Annotated in this window: 17 protein-coding genes and 6 pseudogenes; 16 read left to right on the plus strand and 7 right to left on the minus strand. The window is 46.4% G+C overall.

The annotated features are described in order from the left end of the window. Positions 1–5 precede the first annotated feature (5 nt). Both NST29_RS02955 and NST29_RS02960 read left to right on the plus strand, forming a co-directional pair. The gene (locus tag NST29_RS02955; RefSeq protein ID WP_033844614.1) at positions 6–1,181 is read left to right on the plus strand and encodes a restriction endonuclease subunit S; all 1,176 of its coding nucleotides are present in this window, start codon (positions 6–8) and stop codon (positions 1,179–1,181) included. Between the two features lie 42 nt (positions 1,182–1,223). Next, positions 1,224–4,565 carry a DEAD/DEAH box helicase family protein gene (locus NST29_RS02960; protein ID WP_033023379.1) on the plus strand — a complete coding sequence of 1,114 codons (3,342 nt, stop codon included), beginning with the start codon at positions 1,224–1,226 and terminating at the stop codon, positions 4,563–4,565. Between the two features lie 382 nt (positions 4,566–4,947). Here the strand turns inward: NST29_RS02960 and NST29_RS02965 are convergent. Then, a pseudogene (locus tag NST29_RS02965) lies at positions 4,948–5,398 on the minus strand (IS701 family transposase); the annotation flags it as partial. A gap of 139 nt (positions 5,399–5,537) precedes the next feature. Here NST29_RS02965 and istA point away from each other — a divergent pair. Beyond that, complete coding sequence (istA, locus tag NST29_RS02970; protein WP_033019222.1) at positions 5,538–7,043, plus strand: IS21 family transposase; 1,506 nt, start codon at positions 5,538–5,540, stop codon at positions 7,041–7,043. Further along, complete coding sequence (gene istB, locus NST29_RS02975) at positions 7,040–7,792, plus strand: IS21-like element helper ATPase IstB (RefSeq protein ID WP_033019214.1); 753 nt, start codon at positions 7,040–7,042, stop codon at positions 7,790–7,792. Before istA ends, istB begins: the two co-directional genes overlap by 4 nt. Positions 7,793–7,864: 72 nt before the next feature. Here istB and NST29_RS02980 read toward each other — a convergent pair. Next, positions 7,865–8,512, minus strand: a pseudogene (locus NST29_RS02980) (IS701 family transposase); the annotation flags it as partial. Positions 8,513–8,789: 277 nt separating this feature from the next. Between NST29_RS02980 and NST29_RS02985 the strand changes: the two are divergent. Both NST29_RS02985 and NST29_RS02990 read left to right on the plus strand, forming a co-directional pair. Beyond that, a complete protein-coding gene (locus NST29_RS02985) occupies positions 8,790–9,347 on the plus strand; it encodes a hypothetical protein (protein ID WP_339232696.1) in 558 nt (185 codons plus the stop codon). 97 nt (positions 9,348–9,444) lie between these two features. Next, positions 9,445–10,614 (plus strand): IS256 family transposase, encoded by a 1,170-nt coding sequence (locus tag NST29_RS02990; protein WP_014194791.1) that lies wholly within the window; start codon positions 9,445–9,447, stop codon positions 10,612–10,614. Positions 10,615–10,835: 221 nt separating this feature from the next. On the opposite strand, the gene NST29_RS02995 is transcribed toward NST29_RS02990, so the two are convergent. Further along, positions 10,836–11,714: an IS982-like element ISGsp1 family transposase gene (locus NST29_RS02995; protein ID WP_011232378.1), complete on the minus strand. Its 879-nt coding sequence runs from the start codon at positions 11,712–11,714 to the stop codon at positions 10,836–10,838. Between the two features lie 305 nt (positions 11,715–12,019). Between NST29_RS02995 and NST29_RS03000 the strand changes: the two genes are divergently transcribed. Both NST29_RS03000 and NST29_RS03005 read left to right on the plus strand, forming a co-directional pair. Next, entirely contained in the window at positions 12,020–12,754 is a 735-nt protein-coding gene (locus NST29_RS03000) for an AAA family ATPase (RefSeq protein WP_061912629.1), read from the plus strand. Continuing rightward, positions 12,732–12,947, plus strand: a complete 216-nt coding sequence (locus NST29_RS03005) for an insulinase family protein (RefSeq protein WP_033023701.1) — start codon at positions 12,732–12,734, stop codon at positions 12,945–12,947. Before NST29_RS03000 ends, NST29_RS03005 begins: the two co-directional genes overlap by 23 nt. Positions 12,948–13,115: 168 nt before the next feature. Here the strand turns inward: NST29_RS03005 and NST29_RS03010 are convergent. Next, a pseudogene (locus NST29_RS03010) lies at positions 13,116–13,787 on the minus strand (transposase); the annotation flags it as partial. A 79-nt stretch (positions 13,788–13,866) separates the two neighbouring features. On the opposite strand from NST29_RS03010, the gene NST29_RS03015 reads away from it, so the two are divergent. Then, a protein-coding gene (locus tag NST29_RS03015; RefSeq protein WP_324699260.1) for an IS630 family transposase occupies positions 13,867–14,908 on the plus strand; the annotation gives its coding sequence in 2 pieces (ribosomal slippage) (positions 13,867–14,367 and positions 14,369–14,908; 1,041 coding nt in all). 19 nt (positions 14,909–14,927) lie between these two features. On the opposite strand, the pseudogene NST29_RS03020 reads toward NST29_RS03015, so the two are convergent. After that, positions 14,928–15,189: pseudogene (locus tag NST29_RS03020) on the minus strand (IS701 family transposase); the annotation flags it as partial. A 55-nt stretch (positions 15,190–15,244) separates the two neighbouring features. On the opposite strand from NST29_RS03020, the gene NST29_RS03025 reads away from it, so the two are divergent. Then, positions 15,245–16,495: an MFS transporter gene (locus NST29_RS03025; RefSeq protein ID WP_235598025.1), complete on the plus strand. Its 1,251-nt coding sequence runs from the start codon at positions 15,245–15,247 to the stop codon at positions 16,493–16,495. Between the two features lie 22 nt (positions 16,496–16,517). Here the strand turns inward: NST29_RS03025 and NST29_RS03030 are convergent. Beyond that, a pseudogene (locus tag NST29_RS03030) lies at positions 16,518–16,835 on the minus strand (IS701 family transposase); the annotation flags it as partial. A gap of 292 nt (positions 16,836–17,127) precedes the next feature. Here NST29_RS03030 and NST29_RS03035 point away from each other — a divergent pair. The 3 genes and pseudogenes from NST29_RS03035 to NST29_RS03045 form a co-directional block, all read left to right on the plus strand. Next, complete coding sequence (locus NST29_RS03035; protein ID WP_033020026.1) at positions 17,128–17,562, plus strand: HIT domain-containing protein; 435 nt, start codon at positions 17,128–17,130, stop codon at positions 17,560–17,562. A 112-nt stretch (positions 17,563–17,674) separates the two neighbouring features. Further along, positions 17,675–17,905: a hypothetical protein gene (locus NST29_RS03040; protein WP_235207602.1), complete on the plus strand. Its 231-nt coding sequence runs from the start codon at positions 17,675–17,677 to the stop codon at positions 17,903–17,905. Between the two features lie 240 nt (positions 17,906–18,145). Next, positions 18,146–18,271: pseudogene (locus tag NST29_RS03045) on the plus strand (flagellar basal body rod protein); the annotation flags it as partial. Positions 18,272–18,461: 190 nt separating this feature from the next. Here NST29_RS03045 and NST29_RS03050 read toward each other — a convergent pair. Beyond that, positions 18,462–18,797 carry a hypothetical protein gene (locus tag NST29_RS03050; RefSeq protein WP_033020030.1) on the minus strand — a complete coding sequence of 112 codons (336 nt, stop codon included), beginning with the start codon at positions 18,795–18,797 and terminating at the stop codon, positions 18,462–18,464. Positions 18,798–18,971: 174 nt separating this feature from the next. Between NST29_RS03050 and NST29_RS03055 the strand changes: the two genes are divergently transcribed. The 3 genes from NST29_RS03055 (at position 18,972) to NST29_RS03065 (ending at position 23,135) form a co-directional block, all read left to right on the plus strand. Beyond that, positions 18,972–20,435 carry a YdiU family protein gene (locus tag NST29_RS03055; RefSeq protein WP_033020031.1) on the plus strand — a complete coding sequence of 488 codons (1,464 nt, stop codon included), beginning with the start codon at positions 18,972–18,974 and terminating at the stop codon, positions 20,433–20,435. Between the two features lie 68 nt (positions 20,436–20,503). Further along, positions 20,504–21,292, plus strand: coding sequence for a MerR family transcriptional regulator (locus NST29_RS03060; protein ID WP_033020041.1), 789 nt, complete (start codon positions 20,504–20,506; stop codon positions 21,290–21,292). A 136-nt stretch (positions 21,293–21,428) separates the two neighbouring features. Next, the gene (locus NST29_RS03065; protein ID WP_033020033.1) at positions 21,429–23,135 is read left to right on the plus strand and encodes an ABC-ATPase domain-containing protein; all 1,707 of its coding nucleotides are present in this window, start codon (positions 21,429–21,431) and stop codon (positions 23,133–23,135) included. Positions 23,136–23,399 lie beyond the last annotated feature (264 nt).

Consider the following 23,399-nt stretch of genomic DNA (forward strand, 5'->3'; position numbering starts at 1 on the left):
ACTTTATGTCTTTTAGATATGTAAAACTAGGTAGTTTATTTGATATTACATCTGGTGGTACTCCTTCTAGAAAAAATAAAGCTTACTATGAAAATGGGGATATTCCTTGGGTAAAAACTGGGGATTTAAAGAATATGTATTTAGTTGATGCAGATGAGTATATAACTCAACAGGCGCTAAATGAGTCCTCAGCTAAACTATTTCCAAAAGGTACTGTGCTCATCGCTATGTATGGTGCTACTATAGGGAATTGCTCGATACTTTCAATAAATGCGGCTACCAACCAAGCTTGTGCCGCTTTTAAACCTAATAATAGAATTATTCCAGAATTCTTATACTACTACCTAACGAGTATTAAAGAAAAGCTAATTTCATTAGCAGTTGGCGGTGCTCAACCTAATATCTCTATTAGCATCCTTAGAAATATCGAGATTCCTTTGCTTACTATAAACCAACAAGAACGAGTAGTCTCAATTCTAAATAAATCTAAAGAGTTAATTGATAAACGAAAAGCCCAAATTGAAGCGTTAGAGCAATTAGTACAAAGTTTGTTTTGGGAGATGTTTGGGACTTACCTAACATCTAACAGGAATAAAATGTTTTTCGGTGAGCTTGTGAAAGAGTTTCGATATGGAACATCGGTTAAATCAGGTGAATTTGGATATCCTATTTTAAGAATTCCAAATATAGTGAATGGAATAATTGATGAATCTGACTTAAAATATTGTGAACTTCCTGAGAAAGATTTTCTAAAGTTAAAATTACAGGAAAATGATCTTCTTTTTGTACGTACAAATGGGAACCCTAATTATGTAGGAAGATGTGCTTCAGTAACAAAAAAACAAGAAGGATATGTGTATGCTTCATATTTAATAAGAGCTAGAATTGATTTAGATAAGCTGAATACCGAGTATGTTACTAAATATATGAATTCAGTTTTTGGACGACATGAAATTATACAGAAGGCAACAACTTCTGCAGGACAATATAATATAAATACAGAAGGATTAGGAAACATATTAATTCCTGTTCCTCCATTGAATTTACAAGAGGATTTTGCGAGAAAGATCAAATTAATAGATGCTAAGAAAGCTATTTTACAAAGAGGGCTATTGGAACTAGAGAACATGTTCAACTCCCTCATGCAACGCGCATTCAAGGGAGAGTTGTTCAACGATTAACCGACAGGAAAGGAATTCGTACCGGTTAAGGAGGGGCGTTGATTGCGATCCAACTTTCAGTTTTTAATCGGCAAACCTCATTATGAGAGCTTTGCGAATGCGTGTTTGGAGGCGGAGAAAAGTTTGGTTGTCAGTCCGGCGACGTGCGCGATTTTGACGCGCCGGGCGCTGGAGCTGGCGGTGAAGTGGGTGTACAGCTTTGATGGCGCGCTGAAAGTTCCGTATCAAGATCGTCTTTCGAGCTTGATTCATGACCCCGGTTTTTTGGCCATTATTGATGAAGCGTTGCTGCCGCCGTTGCGTTACATTGTCAAGCTGGGAAATGTCGCGGTTCATACGAACTCGATGATTACGAGGGAAGAAGCGATTCTTTCTCTCCACAATCTTCATCAGTTCGTCTCTTGGATTGATTATTGTTATTCAGATGACTATACGGCGGCGGATTTTGATGAATCGTTGCTGCCAATTGGCGAGGAAAAGCGCGAGCGTCCGGAAGAGCTGAAAGATTTATACGAGCGGCTCAGTTCGAAAGACAAGCGTCTGGAAGAGATGATGAAAGAAAACGAACAGCTTCGCGCTCTGCTTGCTGCCAAACGGGAAGAAAACACGAAAGAGTCCCATTTCCAAGTCGATGCACTGAGCGAATGGGAAACAAGGAAGAAATACATTGATTTGGATTTGAAATTAGCGGGCTGGGAATTTCAAAAGGACGTTGTGGTCGAATATCCCGTCGTTGGCATGCCGAATCAAGAAGGGGTCGGCTATGTCGATTACGTCTTGTTTGGCGACAACGGAAAGCCGCTGGCGGTCGTGGAAGCGAAACGGACAACCGCTGACCCGAACAAAGGAAAGCAACAAGCCAAACTATATGCCGACTGTATCGAAAACATGCACGGCCAACGTCCGATCATTTTTTACACAAACGGTTTTGAAACGTATCTTTGGGACGACCTTGCCTATCCGGCGCGGAAGGTTTCCGGCTTTTACAACAAGGAAGAATTAAGCTTGCTGATTGACCGCCGGACGATGAAAAAGCCGCTAAAACATGTGCAAATCAATGACAACATCGCGAATCGTTATTATCAAAAAGAAGCGGTGCTGGCGGTCTGTGACGCGCTTGAGAACAAACGGCGCAAAGCGCTGCTGGTCATGGCAACGGGGAGTGGCAAAACGCGGACGGCGATTTCGATTGTCGATGTTCTTACCCGTCACAATTGGGTGAAAAATATTTTGTTTTTAGCCGACCGCAAAACGCTAGTTACGCAGGCGAAAAACAGCTTTAGCCATCTGCTGCCGAACTTGACGCTTTGCAATTTGCTTGACAACAAAGACAATCCCGAGGAAAGCCGCATGGTGTTTTCGACGTACCCGACGATGATGAACGCGATTGACGAAGCGAAACGAAAAGACGGCAAACGCCTCTTTACCGTCGGGCATTTTGATTTAATCATCGTCGATGAGTCCCACCGCAGTATTTATAAGAAGTACCGAGCGATTTTTGACTATTTTGACGCCATATTGCTCGGGCTCACCGCCACACCGAAAGATGAAATTGACCGCAATACGTATGAAGTGTTTGATCTGGAAAACGGTGTGCCGACGTATGCATATGAGCTGGACCAAGCCGTTCAAGACGGCTATTTGGTCGATTATCGGACGATTGAAACAACGCTAAAGTTTCTCGAAGAAGGCATTCGTTACGATGAGTTATCTGATGAAGAAAAAGAACGATATGAAGAAACATTTGATGAGGACGTCGGCGACGATATTGACAGCTCCGCGTTAAACGAATGGCTGTTTAACGATGATACGATTGATACGGTGCTGAGAGATGTAATGGAAAAAGGAATTCGCGTCGAAGGTGGAGACAAACTCGGCAAAACGATCATTTTTGCGAAAAACCATCGCCATGCGGAACGGATCGTGGAGCGCTTTGATCAATTGTTTCCCGAATACAAGGGCGGCTTTGCGCGGGTGATTGATTACAGCGTGAACTACTACCAAACATTAATCGATGATTTTTCCGACCGCAACAAATGGCCGCAAATTGCCGTATCGGTCGATATGCTCGACACGGGAGTGGATATTCCCGAAGTCGTCAACCTTGTGTTCTTTAAGAAAGTACGCTCGAAGGCGAAATTTTGGCAAATGATCGGGCGCGGCACCCGTTTATGCAAAGACTTGTTCGGACCCGGGCAAGATAAAACGCATTTCCTTATTTTTGATTATTGCGGCAACTTTGCGTTTTTCCGCGAAAATCCGAAAGGAATCGAAGGAAAAGCGGTAGAAAGCTTAACGGAGCGTTTGTTTACCGCCAAACTGGAAATCGTTAAAGAGCTGCAGCATTTACAATATCAAGAAGAAGAGTATATTGCCTATCGCCATCAATTGATTGACGAGCTGCTGGCGGAAATCAATCGGTTAAACGAAGAAAACTTCCGCGTGCGCCAACATATTCAGTACGTACACAAGTTCCAAAACCGGGAAGCATGGAACGGTTTAACGGCCATGGATGTCAATGAAATCAAAGAACATCTGGCGCCGCTCATCGTTCCGCTCAACGATGATGAGCTGGCCAAGCGCTTTGATTTGCTGATGTATACGATTGAGCTGGCGAAGCTGCAAACGAATAATGCCACAAAACCGATCCGCAGCGTGATTCGCACCGCAGAGGCGTTATCTAAGCTCGGCTCGATCCCGCAAGTGCAGGAACAAAAATACATCATCGAAAAGGTGCAGACGGAAGAGTTTTGGAGCGAAGCCGATATTTTTGAATTGGAAGCCGTTCGCGAAGCGTTGCGTGATTTAGTGAAATTCCTTGAAAAAGAAACGCAAAAAATTTACTATACGAACTTCAAAGACCAAGTTTTGGAAGTCAAAGAAAACGGCCCGATGTTTACTGTCAATGATCTAAAAAATTATCGCAAAAAGGTGGAACATTATCTGCACGAACACCGCGACCAGATGGCCATTTACAAGCTGCGGAATAATAAAAAGCTGACCATCCAAGACGTAAAAACGTTGGAGCATATTCTTTGGAATGAGCTTGGCACACAGGAAGATTATCAAAGAGAATTCGGCGCCACGCCGATTACAAAGCTCGTCCGCCAAATCGTCGGCCTTGACCCGCAGGCCGCCAACGAAGCGTTTTCCGAATTTTTATCAAGCGAACGGTTGAACATCCAACAAAGCCGTTTTGTCAAATTGATCGTCGATTACTTTGTAAAAAACGGAGTCATGGACAAGCGCGTGCTGCAGGAAGAACCGTTTAAAACCGTCGGCAGCATCGTTGAACTCTTTCAAGACAACATGGACGACGCGCGGAGGATCATTCGCATTATCGATGAGATTAACCGGAATTCGGAAGATATTGTGGGGGCGTAGCAAAAGCGTTCCTTGTGGTAATCTAGTTAGCCGTTGGGGTTGTTGCTAACGTTTCAATATATTTTGTTTTTCTTCGGTGTTAAGGCATCTTTGAGGGTGGAAACGTCTTGAAGATGCCTTATATTATATGGAACAAGTACAAAAATTGTCTAGATAGCTTATATTACAAAAAATTCTTGACAGCACCATATTGGAAATACTATGTATTTATTGTAAGATAAAAGTAGAAATTACTAGTAATAACTTACTATAAGTTCTTAGTAAGAATACATATTATCCTTGTTCTATAATTACTAGTACTGTCTAGTTTAATTTAAATACTGTAGATGAGCATTTTTCATTACAATAATTTCCATGCCCTAAGAAACAAACAGGGGACCCCTTAGGCGACATGGAGCTGTTTTTTTGATCACATCAATGGGAATCTCTTGCTTTGCGGCGTCATCGATGAACTCGACGATGCTGTGTTCTTTCCGAGACCGAAGAAGCTCCAGGCCGGAAGAGAGGTCTTGCTGAGATTCGGCGATGCTGTATACGCAGGCGAACAGCACCACGGCCCAATACCGTTTCACCGCCCGAATGTGACGAACACGGTACCCATCGAGCTTCAGCTGGTCTTTGGCCTGCCGGAAAAAGCATTTGATCGTCCAGCGCTGGGCATCGTAACGCAAGATGTCTTCGTCACTCAGCTTCCGGTCGGTGCTCAAGTGATCCGGTGTCATCGGTTGATCTGCCTTCCAAGCCAGCAGCACCACCGCGTCATCAAGACCGTTGAGCGCGCCTTCGTAGCGGTAGACATGATCACGCTCGTTCCCCACCGTGACGAGGCGGGTTGTTTAGTGCAAAATGAAAGTACAGAGTTCTGCAACAAAAAAGTGCAGAGCTTCATGGCATAAAAAAAGGCTTGCCAGCTCCTAAAATTCCCTCTACTGTTAAGGTTGTGAAGAACAAAACAGTGGAGGTAAAGAAAGGATGCTAGCAATGCCTGAAATTCATCATATCAAACATTTGCGTGAAAAGAAAGGGTTATCGCTTTCCGAAATTGTCCGCAGGACGGGATTTAACTGGAGAACAGTCAAGAAATATGCGGATGGAGACATTTCGGTCAGACAAAAAATAAAGAGAAAACGGGGAATGATGGAGGAAGAAGGATACGGTCAAATCATTGATGACTGGCTGGAGGAGGACGCCAAACTGCCAAGAAAACAACGGCGGACAAGCAAGAAGATGTACGAACAATTAAAGCAGGAACATGGCTTTAAAGGGTCTTATCGAACGGTTTGCGCCTACGTTCAAAAACGAAGACCTCAGCTTAAGCTGGAGAAGGAACAACGTTACGAGAGGCTGGAACACCCTCCGGGGGAAGCGCAGGTGGATTTCGGCACCATGTCCGTTGTGACGAAGGAGGGAAAAGAGGAAGACCGATCAATTCTGATTTTGAGCTTTCCGTACAGCAACGCCGCGTATGCGTATCCATTGCCGGCGGAAAACAGCGAATGTTTTCTTCACGGGCTCACTCAGCTCTTTCGACAGGCCGGAGGCGTCCCGAGAAAACTGCGCATCGACAATTTGGCGGCGGCGGTGGTTTCGATTCGAAAAGGAGGCGAACGTCAATATACTGAAGCATTTGAGCGATTCCGGCTTCATTATGGGTTTGACGTACAGGCGTGCAATCCGTATAGCGGACACGAAAAAGGGAATGTCGAACGGAAAGTTTACTATACTCGTCAACACTGCTTTGTCCCTGCTCCGTTGATCGAGGGGGATGAAGAACTGGCGGAGTGGCTGCATCGCAAGATGATCGAAGATCGAGCCCGCCCCCACTATGAAAAAGGGAGAACCATTGAGGAATTATGGCAGGAAGAACAAAAGGAGTTGCTTGTCCTGCCGGAGAGAGATCTCCCGATCTTCTCCTTCCACCACGCTAATGTCAATAAATACGGGGAAGTAACGGTGGATGGGGAGGCGTTTGTGGTTCATGGGATCCCGGTTCCCAACCGTGTCCTTGTCAAAAAGGAATGGGATCGTTTCATGGTTTTGTCCCAGGAAGGGGAGGTGTACCTGGAAGCGCCAAGGCCGTACACGAAAAAGCGACGGGAGCTCCCTTGGAAGGACATTTTGGCGGAATGGGCGCAAAAGCCCCGGGTGGTGGAGTATTCGCGGTTTCGAGTTTACTTGCCGGAGGCCATTAGGAAATACTTCATGGAACAACCGAAACAGACGGCATCACGCATTCGAGGAGTGCAGAAGCTGCTGGAGCGGTACACCGTCTATGAGATCGCCCAGTGGCTTGACAAGTATCAACGGTGGGATTTGACGCCCCATGAGATCGGGGTGTTGATGGAGGCGAAGCGTTCGGAGTATCCCGCGAAATGGGAAGAAGCCTATACCCCTTCCGTTTTAGTCGACTATGAAACCGATTTACATGTGTATGATCAACGTCTTTGTCCGTCAAAGGAAGGGGGAAGCCGGGCATGAAGATGGATTTAAAAGAGATTTGTAAAGCCCTGCATTTGGCGTACATCGCGGATCGATTCGAGGAGGTGGCCTACGAGACCAAGGAACAGTTTTTGCGTGATGTGTTGGCGTTGGAGCTGTCGTTCCGTCAGAAAGCAAAACAGGCTCGATTGATCAAGAAGGCGAAGTTCCGGGAGTTGAAATGGCTCAAAGATTATGAATGGTCGGATCAGATTCATTGGCCGACCACGACCTCGAAGGAAGAACTTTGCGACCTTCGCTTTTTGGAGCAAAAACAGAACGTCCTGCTTTTAGGTTCGCCGGGAACAGGAAAAACCCATCTCGCCACCGCATTAGGATTAAAAGCGTGTGAACGGGGCCATGAAGTTCGGTTTTTCCGTGTCGCCGATCTTGTCGCCCAGCTCGAAGAGGCGTTAAAAGACGGCACCCTCGGACGGCTCAAACGGCAAATCGACACATGCGAGCTGTTGATTTTGGACGAACTTGGCTATGTACCTTTCCAAAAGCAGGGATCGGAACTGCTGTTTCACATCATTGCCGATTGTTATGAACGAAAAAGTGTCATCGTGACATCGAATTTAGAGTTTGGACAGTGGAATCGAGTGTTTGGGGACAACCGCCTGACGGCAGCGCTGGTGGATCGTTTGGTCCATCACGCCCACATTCTCGCGTTTACGGGAGAGAGCTACCGCTTACGGCACGCGCTTTCTGCCGTTCAGTCGCTCCCTTCTCACTCGGTTGAAAGGTAAATTCATTGAGCCGGCAAGCCTATGTATTTTTTCTTGCAATTCTCTGCACTTTTTGCTTGCAAAAAACAGGCGGGTGTCGTTGGGCTCGATATAGCGGGCGAACTTCTTCGCTTGGATGGCGATGCCTTTCGGGTAGAGAATCCGGTTCGTCTTGAGCATGGCGATGACATCGAATCCTTGTTTCAGACAGGCTTCGATGAGCGCTTGGGACGGATACCACGCATATCGGCCGAGTCCACTTTTCTTTGAGCGAGGAAAGCCTCTCGATCGCTAGGTCGATCTTGCTTCTTCCCGCCGTCTTGTCATACAAACGAAAGGCGAACGGAAACGCTTGCGTGAAGGTGTGCACCATCCGCCAAACGAGCGAATGCCCCCAGACGGATGGATGATCGTTGTGCGAGTAGTGCCAACCACACCCTTGAATGGCGTGGGCGGCCCGTGACGAAGGCTTCGTTTTTTGGCGAATGGGATCATCAATCGAAACAAAAAGGGGTTGATTCTCCCGTTTGGCCAGGCGTTCGATCTGGCGAAGGATCCATTCTTGCAGCTTCTCAAGCAGTTTTTCCTCGTTCCAAGGGCTTTTCGTGAAAAAGTGGCTCAGTGTCGTTCGATGATTCGGGTGAAAATCCCTGAACATCCCTTGGTCGTCAAGGTATCGACAAGATGAACGAGATGCTTGATGACCGGTTTCGAGAAATCAAGTGCCAATCCCAGCGTCATGAAAAATGGGTGGATTCCTTAATGATGTGTTCATCGATTCCTAAGACATGAACCTCCTTGTGGGTAGTTTGAGCACATCTATTTTACTTAAGGAATCGGGTTCATGTCTCCTTTTTTGTTTAGTTGTCAATTTATGTTAGCAAATTTGCTCATCTACAGTTAATTAAGATCATCATAAACCACGTACACATCCCAACCCTCGAAAAAATAGGTGTTTCAAAGTATGAAAGAAAGAGTTGTTTGTTAAATATATTTAAGATAGATGGAGGGTGGTTTTATGTCAAGAAAAAGCTGGGAGTTTTTTATTCTGTTCAACAAAGAAGTTTTTTATAACAAAATCGCATTGCTTTGGACACTTGTTATTCCTTTGTTTTTCATGGTATTTAACCATCTTTCTTGGTTGACTAATCCTCCGGACTTCGAATCATTTAAAAATAATATTTTTTTATATTGGAGTTTTATGATTTTAATTACCGCAATAAGCGGTGTAGGGATTTCTATTCTCATGCTTCGAGATAATGGTTTTTTGAAGATGTTTAAATTTATTGGTCGTAACAAACTACCAATTATATTGGGAAAGATTGGGTCACAATGGTTTTTTGTCACTATCAATCTTATTATTTTTACCGTCGCAAGCTCTTTACTGTTTCACCAGCCTGTATTTTATGTATTAATCATTGCCATCATAATAGCTATTATAGTACCAATACCTATTTTCTCTCTTTTCCTATGGATAAGTTCTTTGCCGTATCGTCAGGAAACTATTTCGCCGATATTTACTATTTTGATGTTCCCTCTTATATATTTTGCAAATGTTGAGGTGGATGATGTATAAAATTTTGTGTAAAGCATTTTACTAGATCAAAAGAAAAAAGGTAGGGTATTCTCTGATTTGGACAAAAACACATTCCAGAGAAAGGAGTACCCTACCTATGTCTAAAAGAAATATACCGAATGTCGACTGGGCAAATCAACTGGAAAGCGTCATTCGTCAGTTTGTGAAGGAAAAATTAGAGCTGATTATGCGGGAAGAAATCAAACATTTCCTCGAAATCGAACAGGCTGGAACGCCGAATATGAGAAACGGCTACTATCAGCGAAATCTAGATACGCAATATGGCCGGATTGAGGGTCTTTTGGTTCCAAGAGACCGAAACGGGGAATTTCAAACACAGTTGTTTGCCCCTTATCAACGCCACACCGGCTGGCTGGAGGAAGCCATCATTAGGATGTATCAAAGTGGCATGAGTACACGGGAAATTGGCAAGTTTATCGAACGAATTCTAGGAAATGCTTATTCTCCAGCGACGATCAGCCGGATTACCGATGTCGTGAAGGAAGACATCGAGAAATGGCACAATCGTCCTCTACATCAGCGTTATTCGGTCTTATATTTGGATGGTTTATACGTAAAACTTCGTCGCGAAACCGTGGAGAAAGAAGTCATTTATGTGGTGTTAGGGGTGAACGAAGAAGGATATCGCGAAATTCTTGATTTCTTTGTGGGAGGACAAGAAAGTGCCTATGTATGGCAAGAAATTCTTCAAAACCTCTACCAAAGAGGCGTCAAGGAAGTGCTTCTGGGCGTATTCGATGGTCTTCCGGGGCTGGAGGAAGCTTTTCGCTCGGTTTATCCGAAAGCCGATGTGCAGCGTTGTGTCGTTCACAAAGTACGTAATACCTTACATCGTGTTCGGAAAAAAGATCAATTTGAAGTGGCAGAGGATCTCAAACTGATTTATCGCGCCCCGAATAAGAAGATAGCGTTACAGATGTTTCAACAGTTTGAGTCGAAATGGTCCAGCAAATATCCAAGAGAAGTTCAATCTTGGGCCAATGAGTTGGATGTCCTCCTTACATTTATGGATTATCCAAGCAGTATTCGAAGTGTGATTTACACGACGAATGCCATCGAACGAACGATCAAGGAGATTCGGAAACGCCTAAAGCCGATGAACAGTTTGAGCAGTTTAGAAGCCGCTGAAAAAGTCGTGTATTTGACCATTCAAGATTTTAATGAGAAATGGGCAGGGCGAAAGTTACGAGGATTTGCCGAAGCGCATGAAGCCCTTCAACGAATGTTTGAAGAACGCTACAATTAACCAAATATTGTAAATAAACAAATAAGCAAAGAAAGGGGATTTCCTCTGTCCACACAGGAGACTGAATATTCAGTCTCCTGTGTGGAGAAAATCAGTCCCCTATCAATTCAAATCCATTTCAGAGAAACCCTACCCCATTTACATTACACAAAATTCTTGACGGTACCTTGAGGTGAAAGATAAAAGCTTATTATTATTAAACCCGTGGTGCTAGTTGAGCGTCAGCGCTCAACCAGCCCTAGTGTGACCAAGGAATAAGCCAACAAGATGCCATCGAGTGCCACTTCAAACCCGGCAATGGAATTCGCTCGAATGTCGGTGATCCGGTATTGGTCTACGAGAATCGAAAACACCGTCTCGATGACTTTGCGTTTTTTCCTGATCCATTCTTCCCATGCCTTGGATGGGCCGTGCTTTTGATTGTGTCGAGACGGTGTCCAGAACGCGGCTTGGTGTTCTTCGTACAGCTTTTCTCGAAGAGCGTGGCTGATGTACCCTTTGTCCCCAAAGTTGTAGGGATGAGGGATTTGAGTCATCACCGTTTCAGCGGCTTTGACGTCGTGGCAGGACGCTTCCGTCACGACATAGCCCATGGCCAGCCCTTGATTGGTCACTTGAAGATGCAGCTTGAAACCGTAGTACCATTGCTTTTTGGAAGCACAATACCCCATATCCGCGATCCCTCGAAATCGCTTGACGCGCTGCATTCTCACGGGATGGCACAACGGAAGAGGCAAGCTGTCGACGACCGCATAAGCATGGTGTTGGCCACGTTTCGCCAGCTCATGACGGATCCATTTGATGGCGAAACCAAGCGCTCGGCAGCGGCGGTTGTATCGGGAGCGTTCAAGAAACGAGCCGTTTGTGAACAAATTTCCCGTGACAAAACGATGCCAGGCTCGTTCGGAAGAAAAGCCCAGCAGCTTCCCCAAAAGGTGAACCGCCATGACCACTTCGTCTTCTTGCTTGACCAAGTGACGGTTGCGGCGATGAAGATACATTTGAATCAACGACAGTTGGGCAGAAACAAAACAGAAAATAGCGGCATATTGTTTTTGAAGTTTGGCTGGATCTGTAGTAAAATGAAAGTGCTCTTGCATGGGGGATCTCTCCTTTCGAATGTTGGGTGACACTTTCATTCTACTGGAGATCCGCCAGCAAGGGCTATTTTTATGCTTGTCTGAGTTTTATCTAGCACCACGGGTATTATTAAATCCTGCTAGTTTTATACTAAATGTATCTAAACTTATTTCAGATGTAGTTTCTAATCATGGTTGGGATATAACATTATCGTATACATTAGTAGTGATCATGGGGGTTTATATTTTAATAGGAATCTTTTCTTATAAAATAATAGCTATTATACCTAAAGCAGGTCGAATATAAATAAAAAGGAGAAGAAAATATGAAAATACATTCTCTAACTCATTACTATAAAGGCCGTTCATCCCCTGTTTTAAACCAATTATGTATTGAATTTGATCCAAATAAATTAAATGTAATTGTAGGATTAAACGGGGCTGGAAAGACAACGTTATTAGATATTATAAGTGGTGTTATACCTTCTGCACAGTTTCATAGTTCATTTGCAGAAGAGGATGTTGTATATCAAGTGCAAGGTGTTCCGCTTCCGTCGACTATGAAAGGTAAGGACATTGTTCGCCTAATTCTTAAGTGCGATACACCTTTTTCTTTTTCAAAAAGTTTAAAGACATTTATTGAATCCTTAATGCCAAGAGAAAAAGAATTGTTAAACAGATTGTGGGATGTAAGAATAGGAGACATGTCTGTTGGCGAAAGAAGATGGCTGATGATTAAATCAATTTGTCAACTTGAACGAAAACTGTATATTTTTGATGAACCTACTGCTGGTATTGATCCTGACACTAGAAATTATGTGCTTAATGGTATTAACCGTTTGGTCAAAAAAGGGAAGTTGGTTATTATGTCGACCCATATCCTCCATGAGTTAGAGTTTATTGATTGTAAAATACATTTTTTACATAAAGGTAAGATTCTATATGAAGGAGACTACGTGTCTTTTCTAAAAAAGCATAATACAGAAAACCCTGATATTGCTTTTCAAATGTTTATACAGGAGCAAGGGGGAGAGTTAAATGAGGAAACGATGTTTGTCTAATGGTCTTCGTCTACTAATTGACAAAATCCCTTACGCTAAATCAGTTTCTATTGGAGTAATGGTGCATGTAGGAACGAAACATGAAACAAAAGAGACGAATGGAATAGCTCATTTCATTGAACATTTGTTGTTTAAAAACCAACTTAATTTTAGGTGGGGGAAGGAACTCTCGTTTAAATCAAATCCTACGTGAAGAAAAGGGACTAGTCTATAGTGTATATTCACAAGCTATCATATTTGAGGAAATAGGGGTACTGAGAGTAATAGCTTCTACAAGTGAAGACAACTTAAATAAATTACTGTAGATGAGCATTTTTCATTACAGTAATTTCTATTCCCTAAGAGACAAACAGGGGACCCCTCAGGCGACATGGAGCTGTTTTTTGATCAAATCAATGGGAATCTCTTGCTTTGCGGCGTCATCGATGAGCTCGACGACGCTGTGCCCTTTCCGAGACCGAAGAAGCTCTAGGCCGGAAGAGAGGTCTTGTTGAGATTCCGCGATGCTGTATACACAGGCGAACAGCACCACGGCCCAATACCGTTTCACCGCCCGAACGTGACGAACACGGTCCACCTGACTTCAGCTGGTCTTTGGCCTGCCGGAAAACGCATTCGATCGACCAGTGTTGGGCATCGTAACGCAAGATGTCTTCGTCACTCAGCTCCTGGTCGGTGCTCAAGACGACATGGAGATGATCCGGTGTCATCGGTTCATCCGCCTTCCAAGCCAGCCGCACCATCGCGTCATCAAGACCGTTGAGCGCACCTTCGTAGCGGTGACACGATAGCGCTCGTTCCCCACCGTGACGAAGCGGGTGTCTTGGGGCTCGATATAGCGGGCGAACTCCTTCGTTTGGACGGCGATGCCGTTCGGATAGAGAATCCGGTTCGTCTTGAGCATCGCGATGACATGGAATCCTTGTTTCAGACAGGCTTCGATGAGCGCTTGGGACGGATACCAGGAATCCATGAGCACATACACCGGCTGAGCCCGCTTCCCCTTGAGCGAAGAAAGCATCTCGATCGCTATATAAATTGAAATAAAGGTTTTCTCCCGTTCCACAGCGAATAAAATAAAAGAGAAAATAGGAGAACGGAGAGAAAATACGATGCCCAATCACAAAGACGAGATCGAAAAGTTGTCCACTGCCATGAAAGAAGCGAAAAGTAAACGAGCATATGAACGCTACCAAGCCATTTATCTTCATTTGCAGGGATACAAAAAAGGAGAAATCGCAACGATTATTGGTCGATCCAAGAAAACGATTTATAACTATATCCATGCCTACGCCCAGCGCGGTCTTGATGGCTTGGAGATGAAATACTCACCTGGCGCCCCACGTCGATTGAGTCCTGATGAGGAAAAAGAGCTGGCTTGGATTATTGAACATCAGCTCCCCGTAGATGTGGGATTCGAAGCAAAATATAACTGGACGCTTGCGATCATCGCTGAACTCATTCAACAAAAGTGGGGACCAGCATACACGCCTCGTGGAACAAGCAACATTCTGCATCGGTTAGGGCTAAGCTATACGAAACCCACCTATACACTAGCCAATGCCGATGAAGAGAAACAAAAAGAATTCGTCGAAATCACCTTCCCTGAAGTAAAAAAAACTGTTAGATGGGAACATCGCCCATGTCCTCTTTCAAGATGAATCGATGATTCGTGATGACCAAGCGATTCAAAAAACATGGTTTGTCAAAGGAAAACAACGAATCATTCCGACGTTTGGAAAACATCAAGGGCTGAAGCTGATTGGCACGTTGAACTACGAAACAGGGGATGTATTTTGCATCGAAGAAGAACGCTATGACGCAGAAACATTTCTTCGGTTTCTTCAACTTGTGTTAGAACGCTATCCGACAGGCAAAATGGTAATGATTTTAGATAACGCTCGAATTCACCATGCCAAACTCATTCAGCCTTTTTTAAAAGAACACGAAGATCGGTTAGAGCTCGTCTTTTTGCCACCATACAGTCCGCAATTGAATTTGATTGAAGGGTTATGGAAATGGCTGAAATCAGACGTGATTTACAACGTGTTCTATTCGACTGTGCAAGAAATTAGAAAGAATGTCCAAGCCTTTATTCAGAGAATCAACCAAAAATCAGAACAAACGATCGATCGTTTGTGTGTTCAGTTGTAAATCTTTAATTCAACTTATATAGGTCGATCTTGCTTCTTCCCGCTGTCTTGTCATACAGACGAAAGGCGAACGGAAACGCTTGCGTGAAGGTGTGCACCATCAGCCAAACAAGCGAATGCCCCCAGACGGGGATGATCGTTGTGCGAGTAGTGCCAATCACACCCTTGAATGGAGCGGGCAGCCCGTGACGAAGGCTTCGTTTTTTGGCAAATGGGATCATCCATCGAAACAAAAAGGGATTCATTCTCCCGTTTGGCGATTCGCTGGATGCGCTGAAGGATAACGGAGAGATTAACTCTTCATGTTGCATTATATATAGCTAAGGTGGGATATAGATTGGAAAACCAATCAGAACGTACAAAGCTAAAGTCATTGCAAATTCCTGTTAAACGAAATATGTCATTAATTGTTAGTACGACAGCTTTAGGTACTATAGCAGATGCAATTTTTACACTTTGTTTATCATGGTTTGTCCTTGAACGAACTGGTTCAGCTTTTATTACTTCAGCTATTACTGCTATTACATATATTGTTAATGTCTTTGCTGGCCCGTTGATTGGGGTTTTAGTTGACCGCACGAGTCCAAAAAATGCAATGATAAAAGCATATATAGCATTGGGGTTAATAGGTTTTATACTTATATTTTTTTATTTGTTTTTGGATGACTATATTATAGTTGCTGTTATGGCAATGGTTATTTTAAATGATATTGCACAAACATTCATTTCACCTTCACGAAGACGTATGTTACCAAATTTAGTTGGGACTGATCGTATTGCTGAAGTTAGTGGTTTTTTATCATCTGCTGGTAAAACAGGAATATTAATAGGTAATGCTGTTGGTGGAATATTGTTCTCTCTTATTGGTCTTATCGGAATTATGTTCACTCATTCATTAATATTTTTATTCGCTGCACTTTTATCTTCTTGGTTAGTACTTCCTAAAAATGGAATAATAGTTAATGACGAAAAATCAAAACAAAAGAAACAATTTTGGAGAGAATTTAAAGATGGAGTTAAGTTATTGGTAAAACTTCGAGTTTTACTTATTCTAACGTTAATAAATATGGGAGTAAATATTGTCTCTGTTGGTCATTTGAATATATATATATTTAAAACACAGTATGGAGCAACTGCAGCTCAATACGGGTTCATTGAAGCAACTGGTGTGGCAACGTCAATAATCACTGGATTGTTTATTGGACGAATTATAAAGAAAATAAAACCAATATTTCCCTTAAGTTTAGGTTTAATAATCCCAAGTTTAAGTATTGCTCTAATTGGGTTTTATGATCAATTGTTTTTTGCATATATTTTAATAGCTATTCAAACATTTTTCTTGCTATTTTATACTGTTACAGTCAATACACTTTTAATAACTCTTGTCAAGCCAGAATATCGCGCTAGAATTGATACATTAGTAGCAAGTATTTCATCGCTTGCCATGCCATTAACTGTATTTCTAACAGGATACTTAGCGGATATTATACCTGTTCATTATATTTTTTATTTCACTGGGATCTGGGGAACTTTGATGGGGATTATTCCTTTGCTTAGTAAGGAAATTCATCAATTAGAAAATCTTTGAACATATGAAACGTTAATATAAGCAAGATGTCTTCGTCACTCAGCTCCCGGTCGGTGCTCAAGTGATCCGGTGTCATCGGTTGATCCGCCTTCCAAGCCAGCCGCACCACCGCGTCATCGAGGCCATGGATCGCTCCCTCGTAGCGATACACGCGGTAACGCTCGTTCCCCACCGTGACGAGGCGGGTGTCGTTGGGCTCGATATAGCGGGCGAACTTCTTCGCTTGGATGGCGATGCTTTTCGGGTAGAGAATTCGGTTCGTCTTGAGCATGGCGATGACATGGAATCCTTGTTTCAGACAGGCTTCGATGAGCGCTTGGGATGGATACTAGGAATCCATGAACACATTTTGAACGAGATGCTTGATGACCGGTTTCGAGAAATCAAGCGCCAATCCCAGCGTCATGAAAAATGGGTGGATTCCTTGATGATGTGCTCATCGATTCCTAAGACATGAACCTCCTTGTGGGGAGTTGGTGGTACATCGATTCTAACTAAGGAATTGGGTTCATGTCTCCGTTTTTATTTGGTTGTAAATTTATGTTAGAGAATTTGCTCTACATTAGGAGTGTTATTTTTTTGTGAGTTGTGAAAAAATTGTTAGAAAGAGAGGAACACTTGGTAAAGTGTAAATGAGTAAAATGAACAAATGTATATTCTGCGAAATCGTTAATGGTAAGTCTCCCTGCTATGAGGTTTATAAAGATGATTATGTAACAGCATTTCTTGATATAAATCCGGTAAGTATTGGTCATACCTTAATAGTCACCAATAAACATATAGAGAGGCTTGATTATATAAAAGACAATCAAATCGCTAATGCTTTAATGAATTCCTTGATAATAGTGTCAAAAAAATTAATTAAATCGGGAATTTGCAAAGACTTTACAATAATTCAAGATAACGGATATTGGGCACAGCAAGATATTAAACATATTCATTTTCATATTATACCTAGACACAAAGATGAGAAGATTGTCTTGAAATTAGATACGGATTTTGTTGCAGCGGAGGATAAAAATCTACTCAAGACGTGGGAGAAAATCAAACTGCATGAGAGGTTATGAGATGAAAAATGAGCAAATAAAAAAGTTCTATTCACATTTAAATTATAGTATAGTTTACAAAGGTCGGGGAGATAATTATAAGAATCAGGTGAAAGCGAAGGGGATTGATTCATTGGGACGTGAAGACGAGGTGGATCGCGCTGCCTTGGAGCGTCTGGCCAAACGCATTTCGCGGTTTCTTTCCCCTAGGCAGGCTTGGGAAATCGAGACGTTGGCAGGAGAAGTGTCGGATTACGCGCGCAAATGCCTCTCGTCCCTTTGGTATCAAGGGATGAGAGGCATTTTTTTGCCTCGTCGCTGCCGGACTCGGGAAGAACGGCAATGTTTCCTCGGGGGGGATTGATGGGGCAGCGAAACAATGTATTTCCATTGTTGCCGTAAAAAACAGTTTCACGCGGCACAAGGAGTGCTCTGTTTGTCTTTTTCATATGGAAATGATTTTAATACAAGTGGCGCGGCTGCAGTGACCACCTCGCTTCCTATTTTGAAAAATACGCCTTGAGTCGTAGTCAAAATATATCTTCGGAACGTGATGGGAGTTTGCGGGGATGCGATACGATAGGAAGCGAAAGGAGGCGAAAGGATGGCAAAAAAGATCGGGTTGTTCGTTGCCGGCGCGGCCGCTTTATTGGTGCTCTTGTTTCATCTCGGGCCGCTTGTCGGGCTGGCGATCACGCTGGCGATCTTGTACTATGCGTTCAAGAAATGGGACGCAAGCGGTCATTTATGCGTTTCGGCATGGGCTGGTGAAGTGAGGAGTGCATCATTTGGCCGCGATGGGAAAAAGATCGCCATGTTCAGACGAAAACCGCTCCATTTCATCAAACGGAACAGGAGGATGAAACAGGAGCGGTTTTGTTCGTTGCGGTGGGTCAAAAAGGCTAACGTTTCGAGAGGAATTACGCTTGTTTGGCCAATTGGCGAAGCTTTCGGTCGTGATGGAGCACCTTCGTGGTCAACACGTCGACCGAGGTTTGCGTGTCTGCGAGTTCTTCTTCGAGGCGATCGCTTCGTTCGTTCAGTTGTCTGTTCATCTGTTGCATTTCCTCACGAAGGGAATCGATTTTGGCTTCAAGACGGGTTTCGACAGCATGGATTTCGCTGCGGAGCTGCTGGCCCATTTCGTGCATTTCACCGCGGAGTCGTTGTTCCATTTCCTCCATTTTCGAGCTGATTTTGTCGGAATGTTGTTCGAGGGCGTGCAGCACCGCTTGGATGATCGTGTTTTCTTCCATTCGTTTCACCTCCTCATCGCCATTATAGGCGAAACGGAACGGAAGCGGAAGAGAAAAGATGGCGGGTTTCGTCGAAACGGGGCGGTCGAATTTTTGGGGCGAACCGCGTGTTTTCGATTTATTATGTCGTCTGCTTTGCCATACAATAGAACTATAGCTTGGCCGAAAAAGGAGATGAGCAAATTGGATGCGGGTTGGACGTTTGACAACCGTTATGCAAGGCTGCCGGAACGCTTTTTCAGCCGCGTTCTCCCCACACCGGTGCGCGCGCCAGAACTGGCGGTGCTCAACCGGCCGCTTGCGGCAGAACTTGGGTTGAATGAAGAAGCATTGCGAAGCGACGCAGGGGTGGCGGTGCTGGCGGGAAATCGGATTCCGGACGGGGCTGAGCCGCTGGCGCAGGCGTATGCCGGGCATCAGTTCGGCTATTTCACGATGCTTGGCGACGGACGGGCGGTGCTCATCGGCGAGCATGTCACCCCAAGTGGCAAGCGGGTGGATATCCAGCTGAAAGGCTCGGGACGAACGCCGTATTCGCGCGGCGGCGACGGGCGGGCGGCGCTCGGGCCGATGCTGCGGGAGTACATCGTGAGCGAGGCGATGCACGCCCTTGGCATTCCGACGACCCGCAGCTTGGCGGTCGTGACAACGGGAGAGACGATTCGGCGGGAAACCGAACTGCCTGGGGCGGTGTTAACCCGCGTCGCCTCAAGTCATTTGCGTGTCGGGACGTTCCAATACGCGGCGCAATGGGGGACGAAAGAAGAGCTGCGCGCGTTGGCCGATTACGCGCTCGAGCGGCATTTCCCTCGGTTTGAGGAGGCTGAGAACCGCTATTTGTTTTTGCTTGAACAAGTCATCGCCCGGCAAGCGGCATTGATCGCCCAATGGCAGCTTGTCGGTTTCGTCCACGGGGTGATGAACACCGATAACATGACGATCAGCGGGGAAACGATCGATTACGGGCCATGCGCGTTTATGGACACGTATGACTTGAAGACGGTGTTCAGCTCCATCGATACGGAAGGGCGGTATGCGTACGGCAATCAGCTGTATATCGGGGGCTGGAACTTAGCCCGATTGGCGGAGAGCTTGCTGCCGCTGCTGGATAAGGATGAGGAAAAGGCGGTGGCGTTGGCGCAGGAAGCGCTCGATCAATATCCGACGTTGTATCATCGTCATTGGCTCGACGGGATGAGAGCGAAACTCGGTTTGGCTGAAGCGCAAGCGGGGGATGGCGGGCTTATCGCCGATTTATTGCGGCTGATGGAAGAATACCGCGCTGACTATACGAACACGTTCCGGGCGTTGACGTTAGGCGAGTACACCGGAACGGCGCTCTTTGACGCTTCCGAGTTTCGCGAGTGGCACGAGCGCTGGCAAACGCGGCTCAGCCAAGAAGCGGTTTCGCGGGAAGAAGCGTATGAACGGATGCGCCGCCATAATCCGGCCGTCATTCCGCGCAACCATCGGGTTGAAGAGGCATTGGCCGCCGCGGTCAATTGCGGCGACTACAGCGTGATGGAGCGTTTCCTCGAAGCGCTGGCCGACCCGTACGCTTATTCGCCGGAACAAGCCGAGTACGCGGAACTGCCGCCGCCGTCCGACCGGCCGTACCGGACGTTTTGCGGGACGTGAAAAGGGCCCTTGGGAGCCCTTTTTTTCATTTTCCTCTTTACTTTGACGTTGCGTCAAGGTGTATCGTCATCCATAGGGAGGTGAGGAACATCGAGTACACCGTGCATGAGTTGGCCAAACTGGCGGGGGTGACAAGTCGGACGCTTCGGTATTACGATCAGATTGGGTTGCTGAAGCCGGCGCGGTTGAGCGACGCCGGGTATCGGCTATACGGGCCGCGCGAAGTCGATCGTTTGCAGCAAATTCTTTTTTACCGCGAACTTGGCGTCGATTTGGAAACGATCAAACAAATTATTCATTCCCCGTCCTTTGATGAACTGAAAGCGCTAAGGGAGCACCGCCAACAGCTGTTGGAAAAAAGACGACATCTCGATGCGTTGATTGCGAGCGTTGAACAAACGATTGCCGCGAAAGAAGGGGGAATCTCAATGAGCGACGAGGAAAAGTTTGCCGCGTTCAAGGAGCAGCTGGTTGAAGAAAACGAGCGGAAATATGGCGAAGAAATTCGCCAGAAGTATGGCGATGAACAGGTCGATCGTTCCAACGACAGACTGCGGAAGATGACGAAGGAACAGTTTGATGAGGCGGAACGGCTCAGTCAAGAGGTGCTTGAGGCATTGAAAGAAGCGATGCAAGATGGCGACCCGGCCGGCGAGGCGGCGCAACGGGCGGCGGATTTGCACCGTCAATGGCTTTGCTTCTGGTGGGATCATTATTCGAAGGAAGCGCATGCCGGACTGGCGCGCTTGTATGTCGAGGACGAACGGTTCAAAGCGTATTATGACCAAGTGCATCCGGGAGCGGCTGAGTTTCTCAAAGAAGCGATTTGGATCTATACGGGGATGAAAGACCGGTAAGCGGCAGGCGGCTCGCCCGAAGAATAGGCGAGCCACCGTTTTTGATGGCTCTGGATGAAGGCGTTCGGTTTGCGATACAATCAAAGTGGTGCATAAAGGAGTCCACGGTGAACAGCGAAAGGAAGGTGTGGGTGCAATGGAGGCGCTCAGACAACGACTGCGGGCTATTGACCAAAAGGGATATAAAGCGTACAAAGCGATTGAGGGGGAGTATTCCTTTCCGGCGTTTACTTTGGCGATTGACCATGTGCAAGGCGACCCGTTTGCGGAACCGTCGAAAATTCAGGTGATCGTGCCACGGGTGAAGACGGTGTTGACATCGGAGTGGACGAACACGAAACCGCGCCGCGTCCGTTGCGAAGATGTGTTGGCGCGCCGCGTCCATCACGAACTGCGGCAATGGCCGGCGCGGGCGCGCGGGTCGGGAAAAAGCGGGCTCGTGTCGATCGACGCACCGGGGCAGAAGGTGCTCGAGCGAACGGCGGTGTGCATCACCGATGAGACGATCGCCATTTGTTTATCGGTTGGCTTGCCGGCCAACGGGCGGCGCATTTTAGCGAAGGAAGCCGAGAGCATTTTTTTTCAACAAATTCCAGCCGTGATCGAGCGGGCGGTGTACGGCCTTCGTGAAGAGGAGATCCGCCCGGCGGTCGAGCTGGCCGATCAACAGCATGCCATCCGCCGCTATTTGCATGAGCGCGGATTGGTGGCGTTTGTCGCCAACGGCGCGATCTTGCCGCGCGAAAGCGGGGTGAGCGACAAGCCGCTGCGGAAAGGTGCGGTGCCGTTTCAAAGCCCGCCGGAGCTCGAGGTGGCGATTCCGGTGCCGCATCGCGCCGAACCGATCAAAGGCATGGGCATCCGGAAGGGGATCACGCTCATTGTCGGCGGGGGTTACCACGGAAAATCGACGCTGCTTCAGGCGTTAGAGCACGGTGTGTATGACCATATCGCCGGCGATGGCCGGGAGTTTGTCATCACTGACAGCGGGGCGGTGAAAATTCGCGCTGAGGACGGCCGCAGCGTGGCCAATGTCGATATTTCCCCGTTTATCGGCACGCTGCCGTACGGCAAGGAGACGACGCGCTTTTCGACGGAAAACGCGAGCGGCAGCACTTCGCAAGCCGCGAGCATGATCGAAATGATCGAAGCGGGGGCGTCGGCGTTTTTGATTGATGAAGATACAAGCGCCACAAATTTGTTCATGCGCGACGCGCGCATGCAGGCGCTCATCGCGAAAGAAGCCGAGCCGATCACCCCGTATATCGACAAAGCCCGCCAGCTGTTTCACGACTACGGCATTTCGACTGTCTTGGTCGTCGGAGGGTTAGGGGATTATTTTGAGATTGCCGATTGTGTGATCAAACTGGAACAGTATGTTCCATCCGATGTGACCAGCGAAGCGAAACAGATCGCGGCCAAGATGCCATCGGGGCGGAAAGCGGAAGGCGGAGTGTCGTTTGGCCGCATTCGTGAACGCATCCCGCTGCCGGAGAGCTTAAACAGCCAAAAAGGAAAGAAAGCGAAAGCGGTCGCGCGCGGTCGCCATGTCATTCAATACGGGCTGACGGACGTGCTGTTGTATGCGCTCGAGCAGCTTGTTGACGACAGCCAGACGCGAGCGATCGCTGCGGCGTTTTTGTATATGGAGCGAAAAGGGTGGCTCGACGGAACGAAGACCGTCCGGCAATTGCTCGATGCCATCGAGGAACGGTGGGACCAACATGGGCTTGGCTCGATTTCTTTCCGCAACGGCCATCCCGGCGAGTTCGCCCGCCCGCGCCGCTTCGAGCTGGCGGCGGCGCTCAATCGGCTGCGGACGCTTCGCTGCCGGCAGTGCTAGGAATAGAGGGCTGCGCGAAGCGGTGTCCGCTTTTTGCCACCCGGCTGTGCTTCCGCCTAAACAACCGGCGCTTGTTGCGGGGAGGAACATCAGTGCTTTTACTGGGAACAAAATAAACACGCCCCGCTGGATCATAGGGCAAAAGAGAAACATCAGCCCCTTTGCTCGGAACAGCGGCGGCTGTCTCCTCCGGTTTTTCCCCGTTTTCCGGTGATTTGACTCTAGCGCCATGAAGCCATTGCCGCTATAATAAAGGTTATGAGT

It is taken from the genome of Geobacillus sp. FSL W8-0026 (assembly GCF_037966255.1).
Lineage (GTDB): Bacteria > Bacillota > Bacilli > Bacillales > Anoxybacillaceae > Geobacillus > Geobacillus icigianus.

Excerpts from the sequence above, each read along its gene's own strand:
- NST29_RS02955 (WP_033844614.1), top strand. The coding sequence starts at position 6 with ATGTCTTTTAGATATGTAAAACTAGGTAGTTTATTTGATATTACATCT.
- istA (WP_033019222.1), top strand. The coding sequence starts at position 5,538 with ATGCTAGCAATGCCTGAAATTCATCATATCAAACATTTGCGTGAAAAG.
- istB (WP_033019214.1), top strand. The coding sequence starts at position 7,040 with ATGAAGATGGATTTAAAAGAGATTTGTAAAGCCCTGCATTTGGCGTAC.
- NST29_RS02985 (WP_339232696.1), top strand. The coding sequence starts at position 8,790 with ATGTCAAGAAAAAGCTGGGAGTTTTTTATTCTGTTCAACAAAGAAGTT.
- NST29_RS02990 (WP_014194791.1), top strand. The coding sequence starts at position 9,445 with ATGTCTAAAAGAAATATACCGAATGTCGACTGGGCAAATCAACTGGAA.
- NST29_RS02995 (WP_011232378.1), bottom strand. The coding sequence starts at position 11,714 with ATGCAAGAGCACTTTCATTTTACTACAGATCCAGCCAAACTTCAAAAA.
- NST29_RS03000 (WP_061912629.1), top strand. The coding sequence starts at position 12,020 with ATGAAAATACATTCTCTAACTCATTACTATAAAGGCCGTTCATCCCCT.
- NST29_RS03005 (WP_033023701.1), top strand. The coding sequence starts at position 12,732 with ATGAGGAAACGATGTTTGTCTAATGGTCTTCGTCTACTAATTGACAAA.
- NST29_RS03035 (WP_033020026.1), top strand. The coding sequence starts at position 17,128 with ATGAGTAAAATGAACAAATGTATATTCTGCGAAATCGTTAATGGTAAG.
- NST29_RS03050 (WP_033020030.1), bottom strand. The coding sequence starts at position 18,797 with ATGGAAGAAAACACGATCATCCAAGCGGTGCTGCACGCCCTCGAACAA.
- NST29_RS03055 (WP_033020031.1), top strand. The coding sequence starts at position 18,972 with ATGAGCAAATTGGATGCGGGTTGGACGTTTGACAACCGTTATGCAAGG.
- NST29_RS03065 (WP_033020033.1), top strand. The coding sequence starts at position 21,429 with ATGGAGGCGCTCAGACAACGACTGCGGGCTATTGACCAAAAGGGATAT.